The following is a 20,198-nucleotide window of genomic DNA, read 5'->3' on the forward strand; positions in this document are numbered from 1 at the left end:
TCCTATTTTTGTCGCATAAAATTTGATAACAATGAAAGCATACGTTTTTCCTGGTCAAGGAGCTCAATTTTCTGGAATGGGCCTAGACTTATATGAAAACTCACCATTAGCTCAAGCGCTATTTGAAAAAGCAAACGATATTCTCGGTTTTTCTATTACAGATATTATGTTCGAGGGCTCTGCCGAAGATTTAAAAGAAACTAAAGTTACACAACCGGCTATCTTTTTACATTCTGTAATTCTAGCTAAAACTTTAGGTGATAATTTTAAACCCGATATGGTTGCTGGACATTCTCTTGGAGAGTTCTCTGCTTTGGTTGCTAATGGCGCTTTAAACTTTGAAGATGGATTAAAACTAGTTTCCCAACGAGCACAAGCCATGCAAAAAGCATGCGAATTGCAACCAAGCACTATGGCAGCAGTTTTGGGATTAGATGATGATATCGTAGAAAAAGTTTGTGCTACGACAAATGGTATTGTGGTTGCTGCAAATTATAATTGCCCAGGCCAGTTGGTTATTTCGGGAGAAATTGATGCTATTAACGCGGCTTGTGAAACACTAAAAGAAGAAGGCGCAAGACGCGCTCTTGTACTTCCTGTAGGTGGTGCATTTCACTCTCCTTTAATGGAACCTGCACGTGAAGAACTAGCAGCGGCTATAGAGAACACACAATTTAACACACCAAACTGTCCAATTTATCAAAATGTAACAGCTTCGGCGGTGACTGACGAAAATGAGATTAAAGCCAATTTAATCTCTCAATTAACAGCTCCAGTACGTTGGACGCAATCGGTTCAGCAAATGATTTCAGATGGCGCAACTCTTTTTACAGAAGTTGGCCCTGGAAAAGTGCTTCAGGGGCTTGTTAAAAAGATTAATAGAGAGACAGAAACAGCTTCAGCAGCTTTAGAATCTAACGCTTAATTTATATGAAGTTATCTAGAACTGCCGGAATACTCTTACTTACAGCATTTAATGTTGCAATAGATCAGATTTCAAAAATTATTGTTCGGGCTAATATTGTGCCCCGAACCAAAACAGATCCTGGCGAAAGAATTAACGTTATTGGTGATACCTTCATTATGATGAATGTAGAAAATCCTGGCGCATTTTTAGGTATGGGAAGTGATATGAACCCAACACTTAAACTTTTATTATTAAAGTTGCTGCCAATTGCCGTTTTGGTATATCTGATATACTATATTATAAAAACTAAAACTTTAGACAGACTCAGTTTAATTGCTTTAAGCTGCATTGCTGGAGGTGGAATAGCAAATGTATTTGATCGTGTTGTTTTTGGTTCTGTTACAGACTTCTTTCATTTAGATTTTGGTGGTGTTTTTAGAACTGGAATTTTTAATGTAGCAGACATGTCGGTTACATTCGGAATGCTCATACTCGCTTATGTTGCATTCTTTTCAAAAAAGAAAAAAACACAAACTGCATAAAAAAAGGTCTCGTTTAAACGAGACCTTTTTTTATAATATGTTTTTAGATTAGTCTTTATAAATTTTGCCATCTTTCATTACAAAAACAACATCCTCCATCGTAGATATATTTTTAGTAGGATCGTCATTAACGGCAATTATATCGGCTATATAACCTTCTTTTAACTGTCCTAATTCACTTCCCATTCCCAATAGCATTGCATTGGTAATCGTAGCACTTTTAATAGTTTCCATTGCAGGCATTCCAGCTTCAACCATGTACCCGAATTCCTTTCCACTATTACCATGTTTAAACACTCCTGCATCGGTTCCAAAAGCAATGTTCACACCTTTTTTATAGGCTCTTCCAAAAGTACCTTGAATTTGAGGACCTACTGCTAATGCTTTAGGCACAACAATATCTGGGTAAAATCCCTTTATTTTCGCTTTCTCCTCTACTTCCTTTCCTGCGGTAATTGTAGGAACTAAATACGCATCATGCTTTTTCATTAACTCCATAGTTTCGTCACTCATATAAGTACCATGCTCTATGGTTTTAACACCTCCTAGAATGGCACGTTGCATCCCTTCATCTCCGTGGGCGTGTGCCGCTACGTGCATACCATAATCTCTTGCTGCATCACAAATTGCTGTCACCTCTTCAACCGTAAATTGCGGATTATCACCACTCTTTGCCACACTCAACACTCCTCCTGTTGCTGTAATTTTTATTAAATCTGCTCCGTTTTTATAGCGTTGTCTTACGGCTTTTTTGGCATCATCCACACTATTTACAACACCATCTTCTGGCCCTGGATCATCAAGGAGTCCTTTTTTAGCTCCATTTGTAAAATCGCCATGCCCACCAGTAGAACTAATAATTTTTCCTGCGGTAAATATTCTAGGTCCTTCAATTTTTCCACCGTTTATGGCATTTCTTACCGAAATATTAACTCCGGTTCCCCCAAGATCTCTAACGGTTGTAAATCCTGATAAAAGGATCTCTTTGGAATACACTACCGAATTAAAAGCAATATCAGATTCGTTTAAGATAAAGCGCTCCAAACGCGTTCTTGGCCCAAATTCTTGTTCAATATGTACATGCATATCAATAAGTCCTGGCATGACCGTTTTATTCTTTAGATTAATCACTATATCTTCTCCTGATTTCGTTGAACTATATCCATTTTCAATAGCTATAATTTTAGTTCCAGAAACGATAATCGTTTTTTCTGTTTCAATGGTTCCTGTTTCCGTATCAATAAGTTTTCCGCAATGTAAATAGGTGTTTTGTCCTAGTACTGTGAATGTCAGTAAAAGAATGCTAAGTTGTATTACTTTTTTCATTATAAATGGTTATAAATTCCTAATATGTTTTTCCCAATTCCATGCAGATAGCATAGCATCATCAAGTGTTAACTGTGATTTCCAACCTAAAATTGAATTCGCTTTTTTAGTATCTGCATAGGCGCTAACAATATCACCTTCTCTTCGAGCGGTCATTTTATAATTTAAAGATTTCCCTGAAACTCTTTCGAAAGACTTAATAACTTCTAACACCGAACTTCCTACCCCTGTTCCAATATTAAAGGTTTCAAAATTTGAATCTTGTCGACCATTCATTAGACGTTGCAAAGCAAACACATGAGCTTTTGCTAAATCAACAACATGAATATAATCTCTTATGCATGTTCCATCTGGTGTTGGGTAATCATCACCAAAAACGGATAAATACGATCTTAATCCAGCCGCCGTTTGTGTAATATAGGGAACTAAGTTCTGAGGCACACCAATGGGTAACTCTCCTATTTTTGATGAAGCATGAGCTCCAATTGGATTAAAATATCGCAAGGCGATAGCATTTAAGTCTAAATTTACCTTGCATGTATCTCTTATAATTTCTTCACCAATTTGTTTTGTATTTCCGTAAGGGGATTCTGCAGGTTTTATAGGAGCATTTTCTGTGATAGGCATTTCATCGGCCTGACCATAAACTGTGCATGATGAGCTAAATATAAAACTAGACGTTTCTAAACCTAAAATCTCATTTAACAAATAAATAAGCGTATTGAGGTTATTTTCATAATATAAAAGTGGTTTATTCACACTTTCTCCAACGGCTTTATTCGCAGCAAAATGAATAACACCGGCTATATCATTATGTTTTCTAAAAAAAAGTTCTACTGAAGATTTATCTTTTAAATCTAATTTTTCAAAAATCGGTTTTTGGTTCGTTATAGAAACAATTCCATTTAAAACATCAATAGATGAATTAGATAAATCATCTATAATAACCACCTCAAAACCTTCGTTTTGTAGTTCGACAACAGTATGCGAACCTATAAATCCAAGTCCACCAGTAACTAGAACTTTTTTCATGTTCATGTTATGAATTAACGAAATTTATAACTGTTGACGTAATAAATTCAATTTGTTCGTCATCTAATTCGGTATGCATAGGTAGTGAAATCACTTCTTTGACTAACTGATTAGTAACTTCAAAATCTGCTTCATTATATCTTGAATCTTGATATGCTTTTTGGCGATGCAATGGAATTGGGTAGTATACACCACATGGGATTCCATTGTCATTTAAATGCTTAACCAATGCATCTCTATCGCTGTTCAAAATACGTAATGTGTATTGATGAAATACATGACAATCATCTGATTCATATATATTTGAACACTTATTCTTTCCAGAAGGAACAATAATATTCGCTTGTCCCTCAAAAGCCTTGCTATAGGCTCTTGCTGCATTTTGTCTGGCCTTATTATAAGTATCTAAATGCTGCAATTTAATATCTAAAATCGCCGCTTGAATCGAATCTAATCTCGAATTTACACCAACAACGTCATGATGATAACGCACATACATTCCATGATTTACAATACCTCTAATAGTGTGGGCCAAATCATCATCGTTTGTAAAAATGGCACCACCATCTCCATAGCAACCTAAATTTTTGGATGGAAAAAATGATGTAGACGCTACATGACCAATGGTTCCTGCTTTTACCTTACGTCCATCTTCATAGGTATATGAAGCACCAATAGCCTGAGCATTATCTTCAATAACATATAAGTCATTTGCATTAGCAATTTCCATGATGGCCTCCATATTGGCGCACATACCAAAGAGATGTACTGGGACAATAGCTTTTGTTTTTGGCGTTATGGCTTTTTTAATTGCCTCGATATCTATATTAAATGTTACAGGATCCACATCTACCAACACAGGAGTAAGTTGCAACAAGGCAATAACTTCTACGGTCGCGGCAAATGTAAAATCGGCCGTGATTACCTCATCACCTGGTTTCAAGCCCAATCCCATCATTGCTATTTGCAGCGCATCTGTACCATTAGCACAAGGAATTACATGCTTTACATCTAAATAATTTTCTAAATTTTTCTGAAAACCATGAACCTTAGGTCCATTAATATAAGCTGTAGACTCTAAAACATCTAAAACAGAACTATCTACTGCTTCTTTTATTTTACTATATTGACCTTTGAGGTCAACCATTTGAATTTTTTTCATACCCGACGAATTTACAAAATTCATTAGCATTAAGCAATGAATTTATTTGAAAGAACAGTATTTTAGCACGAACAAATTGTTTTGATATTGTATACAGCAGGCATATATATCCTTAGCTTTTTCCTAGAAGTTCTTGCATTCTTTAATCCTAAGATAAAACTTGGTGTAAAAGGACGTAAACAAACCTACAAGAACATTAAGAAAAAAATTGACTCAAAAGACAAAACAATTTGGTTTCATTGTTCGTCATTAGGCGAATATGAGCAAGGCCTTCCAGTGCTTGAAATATTGCGACAACGCTATCAGAACCATAAAATCATTCTTACTTTTTTCTCGCCATCTGGTTACGAAATTAGAAAACATTCCAAAATTGCCGATGTGGTTACCTATCTGCCATTAGATACCAAAGCCAATGCTAAACGTTTTTTAGACTTGATTCATCCCGATTTTACAGTTTTTGTTAAATATGATATTTGGCCCAATCTATTGCATGAGTTAAAACAAAGAGGTGGTCGCGCTATTTTAATTTCGGCTTTGTTTAGATCAAAACAATCTTACTTTAAATTTTATGGTGGTAAACGTAAAACAGCACTTTTTTCTTTCGAGCATATTTTTGTTCAAGATGAACAGTCTAAAACACTTTTAAACTCAATTAATTACACGAATGTAACGGTTTCTGGAGATACCAGATTTGACCGCGTAAGTAATCAATTGTTACAAAGCAACACTTTGGATTTTATTACAGAATTCAAGGATGGTAGTACTTGTGTTGTTATTGGGAGTTCCTGGCAAGAAGATGAAGCTATACTCATTCCTTATATCAATGCTAATGCTTCGGAACATTTAAAATTCATCATAGCACCTCACGAAATTAAATCTGGGCACATAAAAGACATTACCTCTAAACTAGACGTTCCTACGGTTTTGTTTTCTGAAAAAGAAGGGCAAAATTTAAACCAATATAATGTATTGATTATAGACACCATAGGTCTTCTCTCTAAAGCGTACAGTTATGCTAATATTGCTTATGTTGGTGGTGCTATGGGACAAACTGGTTTACACAATATTTTAGAGCCAGCTGTTTTTGGTGTTCCAATTATCATTGGCAAAAACTACGATAAATTTCCAGAAGCCTTCGCTATGATTGAACAGGCAGGTGTGACTTCAGTAAAAGATGAAAACGATTTAAAAACGGTTTTGGACACTTTGATAACTTCAAATGAGTATCGCCATACTGAAGGTGATAAAAACGCCCAATTCATCCTTAAAAATAAAGGCGCAGTAGTCCAAATTGCAAACTACATTCGTATATAGTGCATTGAGTGAATATGGTGAAATCTTAATAAATGTTAAATTTTTACTAAAAAATTCAATTTAAGTTACTAATTTCGTGAAATAACAATTAACACTAAAACGATTACAATGAAAAAATTAATTTTAAACATCGCATTGGTATTGGCACTTGTTGTGTCTGTAACATCATGTAGAGAAACTAAAGAAGGTGCTGAAGAAGCTGGAGATGCTGTTGAAAATGCAGCTGAAAAAGCTGGAGATGCTGTTGAAGACGCTGCAGAAGCGACAGGAGACGCTATCAAGGAAGGTGCTGAAGCTGTAAAAGATGGTGCTGAAGATGCTATGGATGCTGCTGGAGATGCAGTAAAAGAAGGTGCTGACGCAGTAAAAGAAGGAGCTAAAGACGCTGTTGACGGTGTAAAAGATGCTGCAACTGATGCTGTAGACAAAGCCAAAGAAGAAGGATCTAAAGCTTTAAACGACGCTGCAGACAAATTGAAAAAAGATAACTAATTAGATAGTTATTCTTTATAAAAAAAAGGCCTGATTTTTATCAGGTCTTTTTTTTGACATAAACTTGATTTTAGCAGAATATTAAAAAACAAAAGCCATGACTCTCATCATGGCTTTTAGTATTATTTAGCACAAGCGTAGATGCTAGCGCCAGTGAGGTTTTAAATCTATAACGGAATAGATCTAAGTCTATTAACAAGTTCATCAAATTCACCATACTTGTCAAATGATCTTATTTTAACAACATTACCATTATTTAAAGATATACTAATCTCACCATAGCTTGTCCACTTCATTTTTACTTTAATCTTTTTTATATCTTCTATTTTGATTATTGTTTTATCATTTATCACTAATTTTTCTTTGTTAAATAAAATTACAAACGGAGTAATGGCTTTTTTTTTTAACAAGTTAAAGAGTAAAAAAGATAAAACAAGTATAGCAATTATGATACTATTTTTTTTATTTGAAATTGTAAATATTGAAAAAAACAAAAATGTAAAAGTGAAAGTAATTAACAGTGAAACCCCAATAATAATATAGTAACTAACTAAATTTAGACCCTTAAAGTTAAATATTTTCACTTCTCCCATTATTAATTCCCATTAATTATTACTGTATCTCCACCTAAACTAGATTTTATTCCGTCAAGTGCTCCCTCTCGCTAGTGCCACAACACACTAAAACGTTATAGTAAATATACTCTATTTTAAATACGCTCAAAACCAAAAAGCCGCAACTTACATTACGGCTCTTATTATTATTTATCTATTAGCACAAGCGAGACGTTTGCACCAGAGAGGGAGTCTTACTTTTTATCAACTAGAATGCAAATATCATTTGGAATATATACAATCATGTTATTATTCTTATTTACTTTCGTTATAAAAACTGAATAATGATAGCTAGATTCGGCTGGATCCCTAGTCAATTGATTAGGAGTAGGTTTGTCCATCTCTAAAAGAATACATGCCATTGTTTTATGTTCTTTTTTAAAAGTATCAAATGTGACTTCTTTAAATTGAGTTTCAAAAGAAGTGTTCTTTTCAAAATAATAAAGTTTAGAACCTAGTTTTAAAATTGCCGAATAAATTGTTGGCATTTGCTTATCAAAAAATTCAACCAGATTAATTTCGGTATTTTTAATCAGTTCAATATTAGAAAAAAATTCCTTTCTTGATTTTAATATGAATTCCATTTCGTTATTAAAATAATGTTCTGCCTCTGTCTTTGAGTTGTTTTTCTCCCAACTCTTTATAATGTAATCTTTGAATGTCACTTCAAGTCTCCTTTCAATTTCAGATTCCTGACCTTTGCAAGAGATAAAGGATATTAAAGTAATTGATATAAAAAATATTTTCTTAATCGAATTCATAACTGAATTTTTACTAAATATAACGTTTATTCTAAAAATCATTCCTTTTTATTATAATTTAATCTATTCTTATATATTTCTCCACCATAAACATCTTTTGATATACCTGGGTTTGGAGAAACCCTATTTCCATCGGAACCATAATAACGACTATTTCCTTTTAAATCTATAATTCTAGATTTCTCATCTCCGTAAAGAGTTAACTCACCATTAATAATATCAGCACCAACTCCATAATGAGTTCTTAAAGGAATACCACTTTCTGCTCTAATCATATTTTCAATATGAGTAGCATAAATTTCAGAATCAGTAATTTTATCACTACCATCCATATACCATAAACTATTAGTTGCTTGATATCCCCTTGTGTTTTTATCTCGTCTATGTGCCAATTCATGACCCAATGAAATATAAAAATCTGAACCTATCACTCCCTCAGCAGTTGGTGTTAGCGTTTTGTCATTAAGATTTAATGAAACTATCTCATTTGTTTCTTGATTTTTTTTGCCTTTTTGTATAGTTACATTGTATTTACTTCCTGAAAAATATCTTACTAAGTCACTTCCTGTTTTACCACTACCTTCTAATTTACTTAAAGTATTTACTGCCTTATCAACAAAATCAACATCCCCATCAAACAAATCTCCTTTTGTGATATTACCATTTTTATCTTTCGTATAATTATAGGCTTTTCCGTTTTCGTATAATACAGAATTAACTTGATCCCCATTATCATCCATAATACCAACAAACACATAATCACCATTTACATCAATAAATCGAATAGGGTTGTTAAAAGTGTATTGATAAGGAGTCATATGCTCATATTTTTCAGAAAACCTATCAATATTCATAAACCTTCCCAAACTAGCATCATAATTTCTAGCACCATAATCATACCAATCTAATCCAAGCTCATCTTGAAGTTCCTTTCCATTATAAGTTTTCTTAAGCGCTGGATTGGTAGAAGTGACCACATTATTATACCCTTTATGTTTAAGTCCAAAAGGATAATAGTTGTTTTCTTCTAAAACCTCAGAAGCATTAACACTACCGTTACTGTTACTATCTGTGTAAGACAGTCTAATATTACCTAAGTGGTCTTTGTATTGAAATATATAATTATACCCACTCCCTTCTCCAGAACCATAAGGTTCTATATAACCTTCAGGATGAGAAAAGAACTTTAACTCCTCGTTTGAGCCAACCTGCTCATAAATATAATTACCTGCATAAACAGTAGTGGTAGTTCCGTTAGAAGCATCAACTACTTGCTTAGATAATTTCACGCCAGTGGCATCGTACACATAATGTATAACGCCGCTTTGAGTTCCAGCGACATATATGTTAGTAGGTAGATTCAAATGATTATAGACTATAAGGCTTATATCTTTGTTTTTATCTTCAATCATGTTACCATTATCATCATAAATATAGTCATTCCCTGTGGAATTTCCATCTATAAAACCTTCATTTTGTTGATTGGATACCAAATCTTTAACTTTAGTAAGTTGGTTTCCACTATAGGTATAAATAAGATCGTCAAAGACAGCTGTTTGCCCAGTTCGTTTTAAGCTCATAATATTGCCATTCTTATCATATTTAAGCCCAGAAAGGTGATACCCATTAGCCTGAGCGTATCCTGAACCTGTATTTATGGCCATCCCGGCAGATTCTATTCTATTTAATGCATCATACTCATAAGCATAGCCTCTACTTGTGCCTGCCGCATCGTTAGCTGTTTTCCATAGGGTTTCGCTAATATTTCCATTAAAGAGCTGGGCATTTCCTTGATTAAGCTCAGTTGTATTGTAATTAATTTTAAAGGCAAATAGATCGTTTCCTATGGCAACAGGATCATTGATATGTGTGAGCCAACCTCTTATATTATATGTATAATCTACATGCTGCAACGGAGACGCTTCTGTGTTTCCAACTGCCTTTTCTTCTAATTGCCCTAGCTCGTCGTACGTATTTTTAACAATGAGTTGCTCTGCTTCTCCAGTAATTTGGTGCTTCTGAGTTTTCATTCTGTTGGCATGATCATAAGTATATCTATCTGTCGCTATAATAGCTGCATTGGAGCCCTTTTTATGATAAACTTCAATTTTTGTTGGGACGCCACTAAAATCAATTTCAGACTTAGAACTATCTGTCGTATTTAAATAAGCATTTTCACTACCTGCAAATACAGGCTGCCCCTTGTCGTCATAATAACTAACCGATGTTATCCAATCACTGGTACCTAATACTCTCACCAAACTACCTGTTGCAAGCCCAATTGTATTATTGGTTATAGTTTGTGAAAATACCGAACTAGGATTTGAAAAGGCGTTTGTTAAGCTAGAATTATAACCGTCGTAATAGTTTACAGTATGCAACACTAAACTTGGTGATACTGGGAACACATCATTTGAGTAATAAATAGCAGTACCATCAACAGTTATTGGACTCCCTATTGAATTCACCGATTGATCATAGGCTTGCTGATTATTACTTGTATTTTGTAAACTCTTTCGGGTTGCCGTACTGCTATAAGTTCCGGTATAAGCTACACGATCAAATTTGTCATACCTCGTAAATAGCCACAACTTTGGGTTCTGATTACGTAAATAGGCATCTTGAGTTAAAATGGGTCTGTCTAGTTTATCATATATTATATATTCCCATCCTTTCTGAGGAATTTTCTTCTCTATTAACCTGTTTTTGTCATCATAATGGTATTGATAACATAAGTCATCAAGTATCGTTAGACTTATAATATTACTAGGAAGAATCGCATCGATAGACTCTTCTACACTAGTTACATTTCCGCTACCAGCTACAAATAAAAATCCATCTTGAATAGAAACCGTATAACTCCCATTAGCTATGGTACCTATAATCATGTTAGGAATGGTTTCCGAGAGTTTAAAAATCGCTCCATTTTTTAGGTCGATAGCGGTGTTAAATCTAATATCGAAAGCTACTTTTATCGTATTACTCATGGCATTAACGGTAACCTCTACTGTTCCATCGCCACCAGTTATTGGTTTTCCAAATTTATCTGTTGGAATAAAAACATCATATTTAGCCAAATCGGTAAACGACTTATAAGACGTAGATTTTAATAAAAGGTCTATCCCTTTAGGTGTTAACACATAAGTTAGGTTTCCAAAGTCGTCATATACATAATGAGTATTATGAGCTATTGCCTTAGAATCATAGGTGCGTTTTAAAATAACTTGCCCTTTAGTATTAGTAAACTCTTCTGTTGTATGGGCTTTAGGATAGGTTTGGTTAGGCTGCCAATTTTCATCCTTTGTTACCATTTTATAAAGTTCATGAGCTTGATACTCACCAGCATAATATAACTGTGGCTGTTCTGTATCTAACGTTGGAAAATTAACCTTAAAAAACTCTACACGGTTCGAATTGGTTTGATAATTAAATTTTATCGTATGATCGGTATCAGCTCCTGTATCTACACGCCAATCAGCTCCTGGAGCTCCTTGCTCCATTACTCTGTTTAATGGCGACTGCTCAAATCGCTTTTGAGAATACGCATTTACATCTGATAACGTTGCCCAGTTCTCCTCTGTATATTTTGACTTATAATAGTTCTCTTGATTTAAAATAAGGTTAGTCTGATCCAGAAAATTAAGAGCATTAGATCCCGTTAACATTGTTATGGTGGGTAAATAATTCTTTTCTTGCCTTCCAATATGGTCATAAACAACTGGCGTAACTATATGCTCCTTATTACCGCCTGCCTGCTTTGCAATGGTTTGTTTTACCCTACCTAATCCGTCAAAATAAGATATCGTTTCTATCTTATCATCATCTGTTAAAGGAATTATACTTGCTTTTTTAAATATACCATCTGTCGTCTCTACTCTATAAGAGGTAGATTTTACATAATTCTCTGATGCTGTCTGTGCCAATACTAAAGATGACACTAAAGTAAATGCTAATGTAATTAGTGATGTTTTCATTGTGTTTTGTATTAGTATTGGTTCTTGTAATTGTATTCGTTCTTAGTAAGGATATTTCCATCTTTATCTTTGACATGATCTAATCGACCATAATCATCATAATAATAGGTCATCAAATATTCTCTAGCATCGGTCATTTTTGTTATACCTATCATTGGATCGTATTCATAAACTGAAATTTGAGCACTTGGAAAATTGGATCGTAAATCTGTAATCTGCTGAGTGGTTAAAGCATCTGCTCCTGCATCAAAATTATTACCTAAAAGGGTTTCTATCTCTGAAACGGATACACCTACAAGTTTTGCTACCGGAAATGTGTTGTGGTATCCCCAAATGTAGCTTATAGGTACACCTTCCGTTTTATTTACCTCTAAAGGATTCCCAAAAGAATCATAGGTATTGAACTCTATACGTGAGGTAAAGGCTCCTGTGCCTTTTGACACTTTAATTATTTCTGGAAGCACTAAATCACTCTCAAATTCTTTATAATAGGTATTGGTTTGGGACAGTTTTAAATTGTCTTTAAAACTTTCTACGGCAACAACCTCGTTAATCTTATTAAGGTCCTCGAGACGTGTTAGCATAGCCTGATCATTATAGTCTGGAGCCGTATCCCCAACTGGATAGTAATATTTAGTCTTTAATTCTTCAGAAACTCCGTTAATTATCCCTACAACACGCTGCTCACTTAATTGAAGGTTTTCGTCGTTATAATTTAAATGCTTAATCGTTTTAACTGAAGATTGATTGCCATTAGAATCGTAAAAATAATTGGTAGTATCTGTCTGTAATAACTTAACCCATCCCGATTCAAAAACAGTAGGTAATTGACTTATTCCACCTCCACAGTTTTGAAAATACAAGAGGCATTTTCCGTTAGAACAATTTGGTACTAATTCTGGCTTGGGTTGCGTATCTCTAAACGACTCATAAGTGTCATAGAATTGCATGTATTCACAGAAATCACCTTTAAATATATACCTTGAAGTAAATACTGGAGTTTGGTCAAAATCATAATAGTGATTTCCTTGGTCATCGTGATTTCGAATGCGTTTCAATATTCTATGATCCTTGTCATATACTTCCTGCTCCAAGAGTAGCCCTCTCTTATAATCTAGGTTCTCTTTTGGAGCTGCATGTGGTAGATAAAAAGTTGAGGCTCCTGATGGAAAATCGTAAGCTGATGTAAAACTATATCGTGTATAACCATTATTCGTTTCAGATACTTTAACATTACGATAGCCAACATATGACCCTTGAGACAATTCTACATTGACGCCCTTTTCAATAACTTGATAGGTTACTGTTTTGTCTGTAAATGATGTTGGACTATTATATTCTGTACCAAATAAATATTTTTTAGTATTGTGAACATAGCTACGTTCCAAGATATCTTCCTTTGCATCAATCACGCCAGATGAAGGTAAAACAGCGCCTAAGCCTCCTGTTCCTGGCTGATTATAACTATAAGTGATTCTCTTTTCCGAACTAAGTGTCGTAGGGTTATCATTAAAAGTAATTTCCTTTATTCTAACACCTCCTCCTATCATTTCCTGATCTGGATTAAGATCTGCAACTACATAGTCTATACTTGTTGTCCCATAGATATCAAAAATCTCATTTAATATAACACCGCCAGATCCTCCATATCTAAACTTTAATTGGTAAACACCAGCAGGCACATTCTTTACAATACGACAAACATCTCCTAATTCGATAAGCCCGCTATAACTCGTTCCATTTTTAACCAGTTCTAATCTATAATTTGACAATTGACTTGCAGTAGCCGTAGTTCCATTTACCAGATGCGAAGAAATATAAATATCTTGTTCAAAACCTAAAGTAACGGTATTAACCGTAATTGGTAGTGTACTTGATTGACTAGGATGGTTATAACTAAAGGCTAATGGCAGGTCATTATCACTCGACGAATTTCTTGGGTTTTTCATATAATCATCATAACCCATTGACTGATCACCATAGAAAGCATAGGTATTGTGTTCAAAATCAAACCTTTTAACGCCTCCTGTTGGATATTCTATAGCAGTTAGCAATCCTGTTTTAATTTGATCATCATCAAAAGTTTGAGGCCCTCCACAGGCCAAGGTCGTAGAGCCTATTCCACTATAGTAGCCCCAAGGACCACTTTTGTAAGAATCAAAACCAGGCAAACTCGCTCTATTGTAATAACTTAAATTATAATCATGACTTATGGTTCCAGCTTTCTCGGTAACTTTCAATAACCAAAGCCTATGAGATATTGGTGTTGTTAAAAAATCGGTTGTTGTATCATATTCTAAAGTATAGCGCTTATATTCAGAGCCATCTGGTGCTTCTATTCTAATATTCTCTAATTTGGCTCCGCCTGTTTCTGGATGTGAATCATTGGGTTTAACATCAAAATAAACTTTGGTTAAATCTCTAAACTCTATAGACGCTAGTTTTTGTGTAGGTGTAGTAACATTTATATAGGAGATTATATTCTCTGGTTTTAAAACTCCAACATTATAGGGGTTTTGAAGCATATTGTTAATATTACCCTGAATCGCTATAATATCATTATACGTTCGAGATACCGAAGCCACATAATTCTCTAACTCGGTACTATAAGTTAATGTAGCCAAGACCATATTATTACTACTCTTTATAGATGTTAAGTGCCATGCCGTATTAACCGTATAATCTGAACTCGCTCCTGAAGCAGGTACACTAATAACACCGCCTTGAGGTGTTGAACCTACAAAGGGACTTGTTGTGGATGTTTCAACCTGATTAAAAATATATTGATACCCTTTAGTATCTGTTATTGTAAATCCGCTTATGACATAGTTTGTATTATAACTAAAGGTAATATCGAAATTCTCATTCTTTGAAATTAGTTTAGGAGTTGGAATTCCGCCTTCCATAACAATAACAAATCTTCCAGAATAGTTTAAAAAACTGAACTGATACAAATCTACATCAGTATCATTCTTATTGGTACTACTACCAACAGAATTCCAATTAAATCGCTTTTTATCTTCAATGGAAAGATTATCATAATTCCAAAATTCGGGGAGATGAAGCGCGCCTTTCTTATCATTGGGTGTACTCTCATCTGGAATTCCTCTTACGGTTCTAGAAACCGAACCTCCAGCCATAAGGGACCAACTGGTTCCTGTCCAACCCGATCTATTATTTATTTGAACCCCTTGGGTATTGTAATTTAAAGACATATTCATCCCTAAATCACCAGCCAATACTTTAGAATAGATTGGAATTGAAATATTGGGTTGCCCTGTGTAATAACTTACAGGTACTTCTTCAAACTGCATCAAATTAGCTACAGTGGGAGAAGGTGGAATGACTTCTGGGAGTTCTTGTCCAAACATCATCATGGACATCATAACCGTTAGAACGGTTAAAGCGGGAGCTACAAAATTTTTCATCGAAATTAGATTTAATGGTTACTTAAAAACAAAATCAATAGCCTGATTTGAGAAAAGACTGTAACTGAATTTGTTAACTATTTTATGGTCATTAAATCTAGTGACTAAAAAAGGACTTCGATTGGGGGTTTTGCTTTAAATGTTAAAGGTTTTTGCTTTAAATTTCAATGATTTATATCATTTGAGAAGCAAACTTCCAACACTTTTGAAAACAAAAAAGCCGAAACTTTCGTTTCGGCTTTTCATCTGTACACTACATTGACCTATTCTCGAACCAATCAGTTAATCTGTTTAAAAGCTTATTGATGATCTAAAGGTTCAAATAAATTAATGAATCTTTTATCATTGGTTTTTATTTTTACCAACTACATATATTAAATTACTCAAGCAGAGTAATATCACTCAACTAAAAGAATTAAAAAACTTCTTTACTGATACAAAAAGAGGCTCTTACCAAACTACAATTTTTGCCTCTTTAAATCTCAAATAGCTGCTTTTTCTTATTATTAATTCCTGTTTCCTATTAATCAAAAGGATTTCGTCTAGAGTCAGGTGGAGAAGAAACCTAAGCTTCTTTAGGGATTAATATTATAAATGTTCCAATCGCTGTCAAAATAACATATTTCCCTAGTTTTGAAATTACTACCCTATGTGTAATTACATTTAGAATCTATGTTTAAAAACTTATTGAAGCTTAATGAAACATATTGAACCTGGCACCTAAATACCTTATAAGTATTTAAAAATAAAACGAGACCTAAGATATAGAGTGAGTACTAATTGACCATATACAATCCTAATAAGATGGACCCATAAATCACTATAATTAGTATGACTACTCTTAAACGTTTCTTTTCAATATTGCGCATATGAATGTTTTTAATTCAAAGTAATATAAAACACCTCCTCTCCGCTTATAAAAAGGAGGTGTTGGAACAACTGCCTTAACCTACAACAATTGCTTTTTGGGTTATTATTCTTTACACAGGTTTATGTATTAATTTCATTTGTGCTTTTAATGAATTCAATAATGTCGTCACTGGAATCTAAACCTAACTTCTTTCGGATTCTATGACGAATGGATTTGATTGCAGAAACAGTAGTGTTTTGGAGCTCGCTGATTTGATTAGTATTCAAACCCAAAGTCATAAAACTAAGAATTGCTTTTTCTTTTTCATTTAATTTGGGGAATTTCGTGTTCAATATAATTTTAAAGTCCATATTCACTTTATCTAAGTATAGCTGTAGACTTTGAGAGGTCGTTTTGCTTGATTTTTCAGAAAGCAATGTTGCCCATAAAGTCTGCAAGGCATAATTACGTTTTTCTTGATTTTCTAAACCAATGATATTCTTAACACTTTCTAAAGTTTTATGAAGTACATCCTGTCGTAATGAATTTTCTACAACGGCTCTTTTCAACTCCTTTTCTCTAGTGACTAATACCAATTCTGATTTTAACTTCTCTAATTGTTCCTTTTCTAATTTGCTTTTTGAAATACTCAATCGATTTTTGATATTCTCTCTATAATGCAATAAAACGATTGCCCCAAAAAAAACGGTTAGTATAAATAATAGTAAGTACAGTCGTCTTTTTGAAGTTTCACTTTGTAGCACTAATTCATCCGCAAGTTTTTCTTTTTCGAATTTATAGTTAAGCTCCAAAGCGGTAACCCGTTTTGCCTTTTCTGTGTCATATATCGAGTCAAAATAGGTCTTGTAAATTTTATAGTCCTCTAATGCTTCAGCATATTTTTTTTGTTTACTATAGAGGGTACTTCTTTTACGATACTGGTCAGCCAAAAGACCAATATCCTTTACTTTCTTAGCATTAAAAATAGCGCTATCCAAATGAGGTAACGCTTCTTGATAATTGTTTAGAGCAACATACAAAGCGGCTACGTTTGTATGAATAGTACTTAACGATCTTAGATGATTAACAGCTTTATAAATAGCTATGTTTTCTTTATAAATCTTTATAGCTTTATCAAGTTCTCCAGTACTATAATAAATAGCCGCCTTAGTATCATTAGCAGCAACTATTAGAGGTTTAGAGAGCATTGGAATCGCTTTAACTTTGTTAGTATAGATAAGCGCAGAATCATTTTGTTTATCATAATAGAACGCATTTGCTAACATTTGATATGATATTGCTAAAAAGTTTTCATCTTTTAATATTTCCCTTATGGCAATTGCCTTTCTAAAATAATGCTTGGATTTGGTATAGTCCTTATTAGCTATGTAAAACTTTCCTAGATTGTTTAACGTTAACCCAACACCTGTCGAATCCTGAATGGTTTCGCAAATATCTAATGCTTTTAAATAGTTCGATAACGCTTTATCTCTATGACCTTGTTCTTGATCAAACATCCCAAGAAAATTTAGTGCATCTGCTTTTTGTTGTTTGTAATAATAAGTTTGATAGCCCTTTTGTTTTATGGTTTCCAAAACATTATTGACAATTGTTCGCGTTGTATCAACATCAAATAAACATGTCCGGTATGCAAGTTGTATTTCGAGATCAATTCTCACAGAATCACTTTGAGCTGTTCTTATTTTTTGCAAAATCGTGTTGGATATACTGTCTTGTGTTTGACTGTAACCTATATTGATCAATAAAGTAAATGTAATTAATAAAGGGAATTTCATTTTTTATATATTACTCTTCTTTTCTAACGTTTTAAAATTTCCAGATTCTCTTCTCGCGGGTTTTATTTCTCAAACCCAATCTAAGATGATGACATCAGCTTCCACATTTGTGAAAGCTGAAGCATCTGCTACTAATCAATCTCCGCAAGGAGAAACAAAAGGTAAATTCTCTAATATCCTGAGATCATCTCTCACTAAAGTTTCTTTACCTGTATTTTGGAGTATTGAAACTCCTTATAAGTACACTCTTGGGTTTAATGCAACAGTCAAATCAGTTACGCTTAAGTAACCATCTACCACGACATCATCGTCTTGTAATAAGCCAGATTTACTAGCTCTAGCTAAAGCAGTATTGCTATTGTCCTTTGACTCTCTAAGCCCAACCTACGATGCTATCAGCTCCCACATTTGTGAAAGCTGAAGCATCTGCTATTAACCAATCTCCATTAGGTGAAGACGTAGGTAAATATTCTAAAATCGCTTTGCGCAAAGGTCATTTACACTACAATTACAAAAAAAACACAACAAAATGTATGGCTTTGAGTAATTCGATTTCGTATGACATATACTCTTGTGTTCATCTTTCAGATTTAGACACAAAAGGTTTGTATGTGCTTTTTATTAGGGATCATTTTCATAGTTTCATCAGTAGCTAAACTAAGCGCATCAAGAGGAATTCCCAAACAAAATGGGGTAGCAAAACGGTTGTGCTCTCTTAAATCTCCAGTGTTTAATGAGTTTAACAGGTCATAAATCTTGCTTTAGAATTCATGATAAACCTGTATTAAAGACTGTGATTTCATGTTTTACCAACTTCTTCACGCTATTACCCTTCGAATTGGTGATTCGTACTCAATATATTGCCGGTTCTAAATGTGATATATCAATGGTAGAATTTGTGTCACCGACTTCTTATTTAATTATCAATCTCCCTTTAAGATTATAGAGTTCTATGATTGATTTACTTGTATATCTCCCGTTTTGAAACAGCCTAAGGTTGGATTAATTAGGATATACTACAATATCCTTAAGTTTAACTTCCTTAAAAACCTTTCTAAACAAGGTGTCTCAAAACGATAAACTAATGTGCTTTTGATTCTGTGAAACTTATCGATAAAATTCACATTTTCTATTATCTGTAATGTTCACCTGAAAAAAGGCGTCTATAGCCTCTTCAAAAAATGGCGAACTCACCAAGGCGGAGTTGTTATCCAATATCTTAATTTCGCCCTTTGATAGGCTACCATTAACCGTTATAGTCATTAAAGGAATTGCTGCGTCTCTACTTTGAGCATTTATCGTGTTTCCCAATACATTAACGTTAACAAAAAATAAGAACTTATCAGACAATTTGGTGGTATCAATACTACTTAGAATATCTCCTGATACTGCGCAAATTGGCTCAGTTCTTCCAACTGGAAACACTTCATTAACTGAAATAGAGAAAAAATCGGGTAAAATCAGTATAAAACCATAAGAATCGATAGCAGGCTGAACGCTCTCAGAACCAAACTCTGATACAGCTGTAATGGTATAGCAATCAAGACTATTCTGTATTAAAGAAAAACTGTAGTTTTCCATTATATTGGTGCAAGAGAATGATATAATCATATCATCAAATTTTGATGCAATAAAAATTTGACTTTCATTATTAAAAAGATTTAAATTAATTAGAAATTTTCATCTGTTGTGTTCAATCCTATTATCTAGATCATTTATAGACATTATGGTTATTCTTCTAATTGTTGAAGGATCTCCACCTGTCCTACTGAGTTATCATAAATACTAACTAGATATACAACAGGTTCAAATTCACTTATAATAATAAATGTTTTTCGAAATAGTTCTTCTTTTAGAGCTACTAGATTGTTCAATAATGCCAGTTTCCAAAAAAACATTTACCCTATTCAATAGTGATTCTTTTTTTCCATCTATTCTTAATCCATTCTTTTTACAGAATGAAATCAGTTGATACTTTTTAACGCTATTATCAATCATTG

16 protein-coding genes are annotated in these 20,198 nt (G+C 33.8%); 5 read left to right on the plus strand and 11 right to left on the minus strand.

Translation table 11 applies throughout. From position 1 onward, the window contains the following. Nucleotides 1-31: 31 nt before the first annotated feature. Nucleotides 32-925, plus strand: coding sequence for an ACP S-malonyltransferase (gene fabD, locus Q0787_RS00940; protein WP_298900315.1), 894 nt, complete (start codon nucleotides 32-34; stop codon nucleotides 923-925). Nucleotides 926-930: 5 nt separating this feature from the next. Further along, nucleotides 931-1,449 carry a signal peptidase II gene (gene lspA / locus Q0787_RS00945; RefSeq protein ID WP_298900316.1) on the plus strand — a complete coding sequence of 173 codons (519 nt, stop codon included), beginning with the start codon at nucleotides 931-933 and terminating at the stop codon, nucleotides 1,447-1,449. A gap of 48 nt (nucleotides 1,450-1,497) precedes the next feature. On the opposite strand, the gene Q0787_RS00950 is transcribed toward lspA, so the two are convergent. From Q0787_RS00950 to Q0787_RS00960, 3 genes are read right to left on the minus strand one after another with little or no spacing between them, the layout of a single operon-like run. After that, on the minus strand, nucleotides 1,498-2,775 hold the full coding sequence (locus Q0787_RS00950) for an amidohydrolase family protein (protein ID WP_298900317.1): 1,278 nt from the start codon (nucleotides 2,773-2,775) through the stop codon (nucleotides 1,498-1,500). Between the two features lie 9 nt (nucleotides 2,776-2,784). Further along, nucleotides 2,785-3,807: a UDP-glucose 4-epimerase GalE gene (gene galE, locus Q0787_RS00955; protein ID WP_298900318.1), complete on the minus strand. Its 1,023-nt coding sequence runs from the start codon at nucleotides 3,805-3,807 to the stop codon at nucleotides 2,785-2,787. 7 nt (nucleotides 3,808-3,814) lie between these two features. Continuing rightward, complete coding sequence (locus tag Q0787_RS00960; protein WP_298900319.1) at nucleotides 3,815-4,969, minus strand: DegT/DnrJ/EryC1/StrS aminotransferase family protein; 1,155 nt, start codon at nucleotides 4,967-4,969, stop codon at nucleotides 3,815-3,817. An 81-nt stretch (nucleotides 4,970-5,050) separates the two neighbouring features. On the opposite strand from Q0787_RS00960, the gene Q0787_RS00965 reads away from it, so the two are divergent. Both Q0787_RS00965 and Q0787_RS00970 read left to right on the plus strand, forming a co-directional pair. Next, on the plus strand, nucleotides 5,051-6,283 hold the full coding sequence (locus tag Q0787_RS00965) for a glycosyltransferase N-terminal domain-containing protein (RefSeq protein WP_298900320.1): 1,233 nt from the start codon (nucleotides 5,051-5,053) through the stop codon (nucleotides 6,281-6,283). A gap of 108 nt (nucleotides 6,284-6,391) precedes the next feature. Beyond that, nucleotides 6,392-6,775 (plus strand): hypothetical protein, encoded by a 384-nt coding sequence (locus Q0787_RS00970; RefSeq protein ID WP_298900321.1) that lies wholly within the window; start codon nucleotides 6,392-6,394, stop codon nucleotides 6,773-6,775. Between the two features lie 167 nt (nucleotides 6,776-6,942). Here Q0787_RS00970 and Q0787_RS00975 read toward each other — a convergent pair whose 3' ends face one another. The 5 genes from Q0787_RS00975 to Q0787_RS00995 form a co-directional block, all read right to left on the minus strand. After that, nucleotides 6,943-7,368, minus strand: coding sequence for a hypothetical protein (locus tag Q0787_RS00975; RefSeq protein WP_298900323.1), 426 nt, complete (start codon nucleotides 7,366-7,368; stop codon nucleotides 6,943-6,945). 215 nt (nucleotides 7,369-7,583) lie between these two features. Next, nucleotides 7,584-8,150 (minus strand): hypothetical protein, encoded by a 567-nt coding sequence (locus Q0787_RS00980; RefSeq protein ID WP_298900324.1) that lies wholly within the window; start codon nucleotides 8,148-8,150, stop codon nucleotides 7,584-7,586. A 38-nt stretch (nucleotides 8,151-8,188) separates the two neighbouring features. Next, the gene (locus Q0787_RS00985) at nucleotides 8,189-12,124 is read right to left on the minus strand and encodes a DUF6443 domain-containing protein (protein ID WP_298900325.1); all 3,936 of its coding nucleotides are present in this window, start codon (nucleotides 12,122-12,124) and stop codon (nucleotides 8,189-8,191) included. 11 nt (nucleotides 12,125-12,135) lie between these two features. Further along, complete coding sequence (locus Q0787_RS00990) at nucleotides 12,136-15,552, minus strand: hypothetical protein (protein WP_298900327.1); 3,417 nt, start codon at nucleotides 15,550-15,552, stop codon at nucleotides 12,136-12,138. A 990-nt stretch (nucleotides 15,553-16,542) separates the two neighbouring features. After that, complete coding sequence (locus Q0787_RS00995) at nucleotides 16,543-18,198, minus strand: tetratricopeptide repeat protein (RefSeq protein WP_298900328.1); 1,656 nt, start codon at nucleotides 18,196-18,198, stop codon at nucleotides 16,543-16,545. An 85-nt stretch (nucleotides 18,199-18,283) separates the two neighbouring features. Between Q0787_RS00995 and Q0787_RS01000 the strand changes: the two genes are divergently transcribed. Next, entirely contained in the window at nucleotides 18,284-18,487 is a 204-nt protein-coding gene (locus Q0787_RS01000) for a hypothetical protein (protein WP_298900329.1), read from the plus strand. Nucleotides 18,488-19,305: 818 nt separating this feature from the next. Here the strand turns inward: Q0787_RS01000 and Q0787_RS01005 are convergent. The 3 genes from Q0787_RS01005 to Q0787_RS19340 form a co-directional block, all read right to left on the minus strand. Then, complete coding sequence (locus Q0787_RS01005; protein ID WP_298900330.1) at nucleotides 19,306-19,809, minus strand: hypothetical protein; 504 nt, start codon at nucleotides 19,807-19,809, stop codon at nucleotides 19,306-19,308. 119 nt (nucleotides 19,810-19,928) lie between these two features. After that, on the minus strand, nucleotides 19,929-20,072 hold the full coding sequence (locus Q0787_RS01010) for a hypothetical protein (RefSeq protein ID WP_298900331.1): 144 nt from the start codon (nucleotides 20,070-20,072) through the stop codon (nucleotides 19,929-19,931). Then, nucleotides 20,011-20,196: a hypothetical protein gene (locus tag Q0787_RS19340; RefSeq protein ID WP_366915871.1), complete on the minus strand. Its 186-nt coding sequence runs from the start codon at nucleotides 20,194-20,196 to the stop codon at nucleotides 20,011-20,013. The genes Q0787_RS01010 and Q0787_RS19340 overlap by 62 nt, the downstream gene beginning before the upstream one ends. Nucleotides 20,197-20,198: the final 2 nt, after the last annotated feature.

Source organism: uncultured Psychroserpens sp., assembly GCF_947492715.1.
Classification (GTDB): domain Bacteria; phylum Bacteroidota; class Bacteroidia; order Flavobacteriales; family Flavobacteriaceae; genus Psychroserpens.

Bases quoted from the DNA above. Each gene is read 5' to 3' on its own strand.
- fabD (WP_298900315.1), top strand. From the start codon at position 32: ATGAAAGCATACGTTTTTCCTGGTCAAGGAGCTCAATTTTCTGGAATG.
- lspA (WP_298900316.1), top strand. From the start codon at position 931: ATGAAGTTATCTAGAACTGCCGGAATACTCTTACTTACAGCATTTAAT.
- Q0787_RS00950 (WP_298900317.1), bottom strand. From the start codon at position 2,775: ATGAAAAAAGTAATACAACTTAGCATTCTTTTACTGACATTCACAGTA.
- galE (WP_298900318.1), bottom strand. From the start codon at position 3,807: ATGAAAAAAGTTCTAGTTACTGGTGGACTTGGATTTATAGGTTCGCAT.
- Q0787_RS00960 (WP_298900319.1), bottom strand. From the start codon at position 4,969: ATGAAAAAAATTCAAATGGTTGACCTCAAAGGTCAATATAGTAAAATA.
- Q0787_RS00970 (WP_298900321.1), top strand. From the start codon at position 6,392: ATGAAAAAATTAATTTTAAACATCGCATTGGTATTGGCACTTGTTGTG.
- Q0787_RS00975 (WP_298900323.1), bottom strand. From the start codon at position 7,368: ATGGGAGAAGTGAAAATATTTAACTTTAAGGGTCTAAATTTAGTTAGT.
- Q0787_RS00980 (WP_298900324.1), bottom strand. From the start codon at position 8,150: ATGAATTCGATTAAGAAAATATTTTTTATATCAATTACTTTAATATCC.
- Q0787_RS00985 (WP_298900325.1), bottom strand. From the start codon at position 12,124: ATGAAAACATCACTAATTACATTAGCATTTACTTTAGTGTCATCTTTA.
- Q0787_RS00990 (WP_298900327.1), bottom strand. From the start codon at position 15,552: ATGAAAAATTTTGTAGCTCCCGCTTTAACCGTTCTAACGGTTATGATG.
- Q0787_RS00995 (WP_298900328.1), bottom strand. From the start codon at position 18,198: ATGAAATTCCCTTTATTAATTACATTTACTTTATTGATCAATATAGGT.
- Q0787_RS01000 (WP_298900329.1), top strand. From the start codon at position 18,284: ATGATGACATCAGCTTCCACATTTGTGAAAGCTGAAGCATCTGCTACT.
- Q0787_RS01005 (WP_298900330.1), bottom strand. From the start codon at position 19,809: ATGATTATATCATTCTCTTGCACCAATATAATGGAAAACTACAGTTTT.
- Q0787_RS19340 (WP_366915871.1), bottom strand. From the start codon at position 20,196: ATGATTGATAATAGCGTTAAAAAGTATCAACTGATTTCATTCTGTAAA.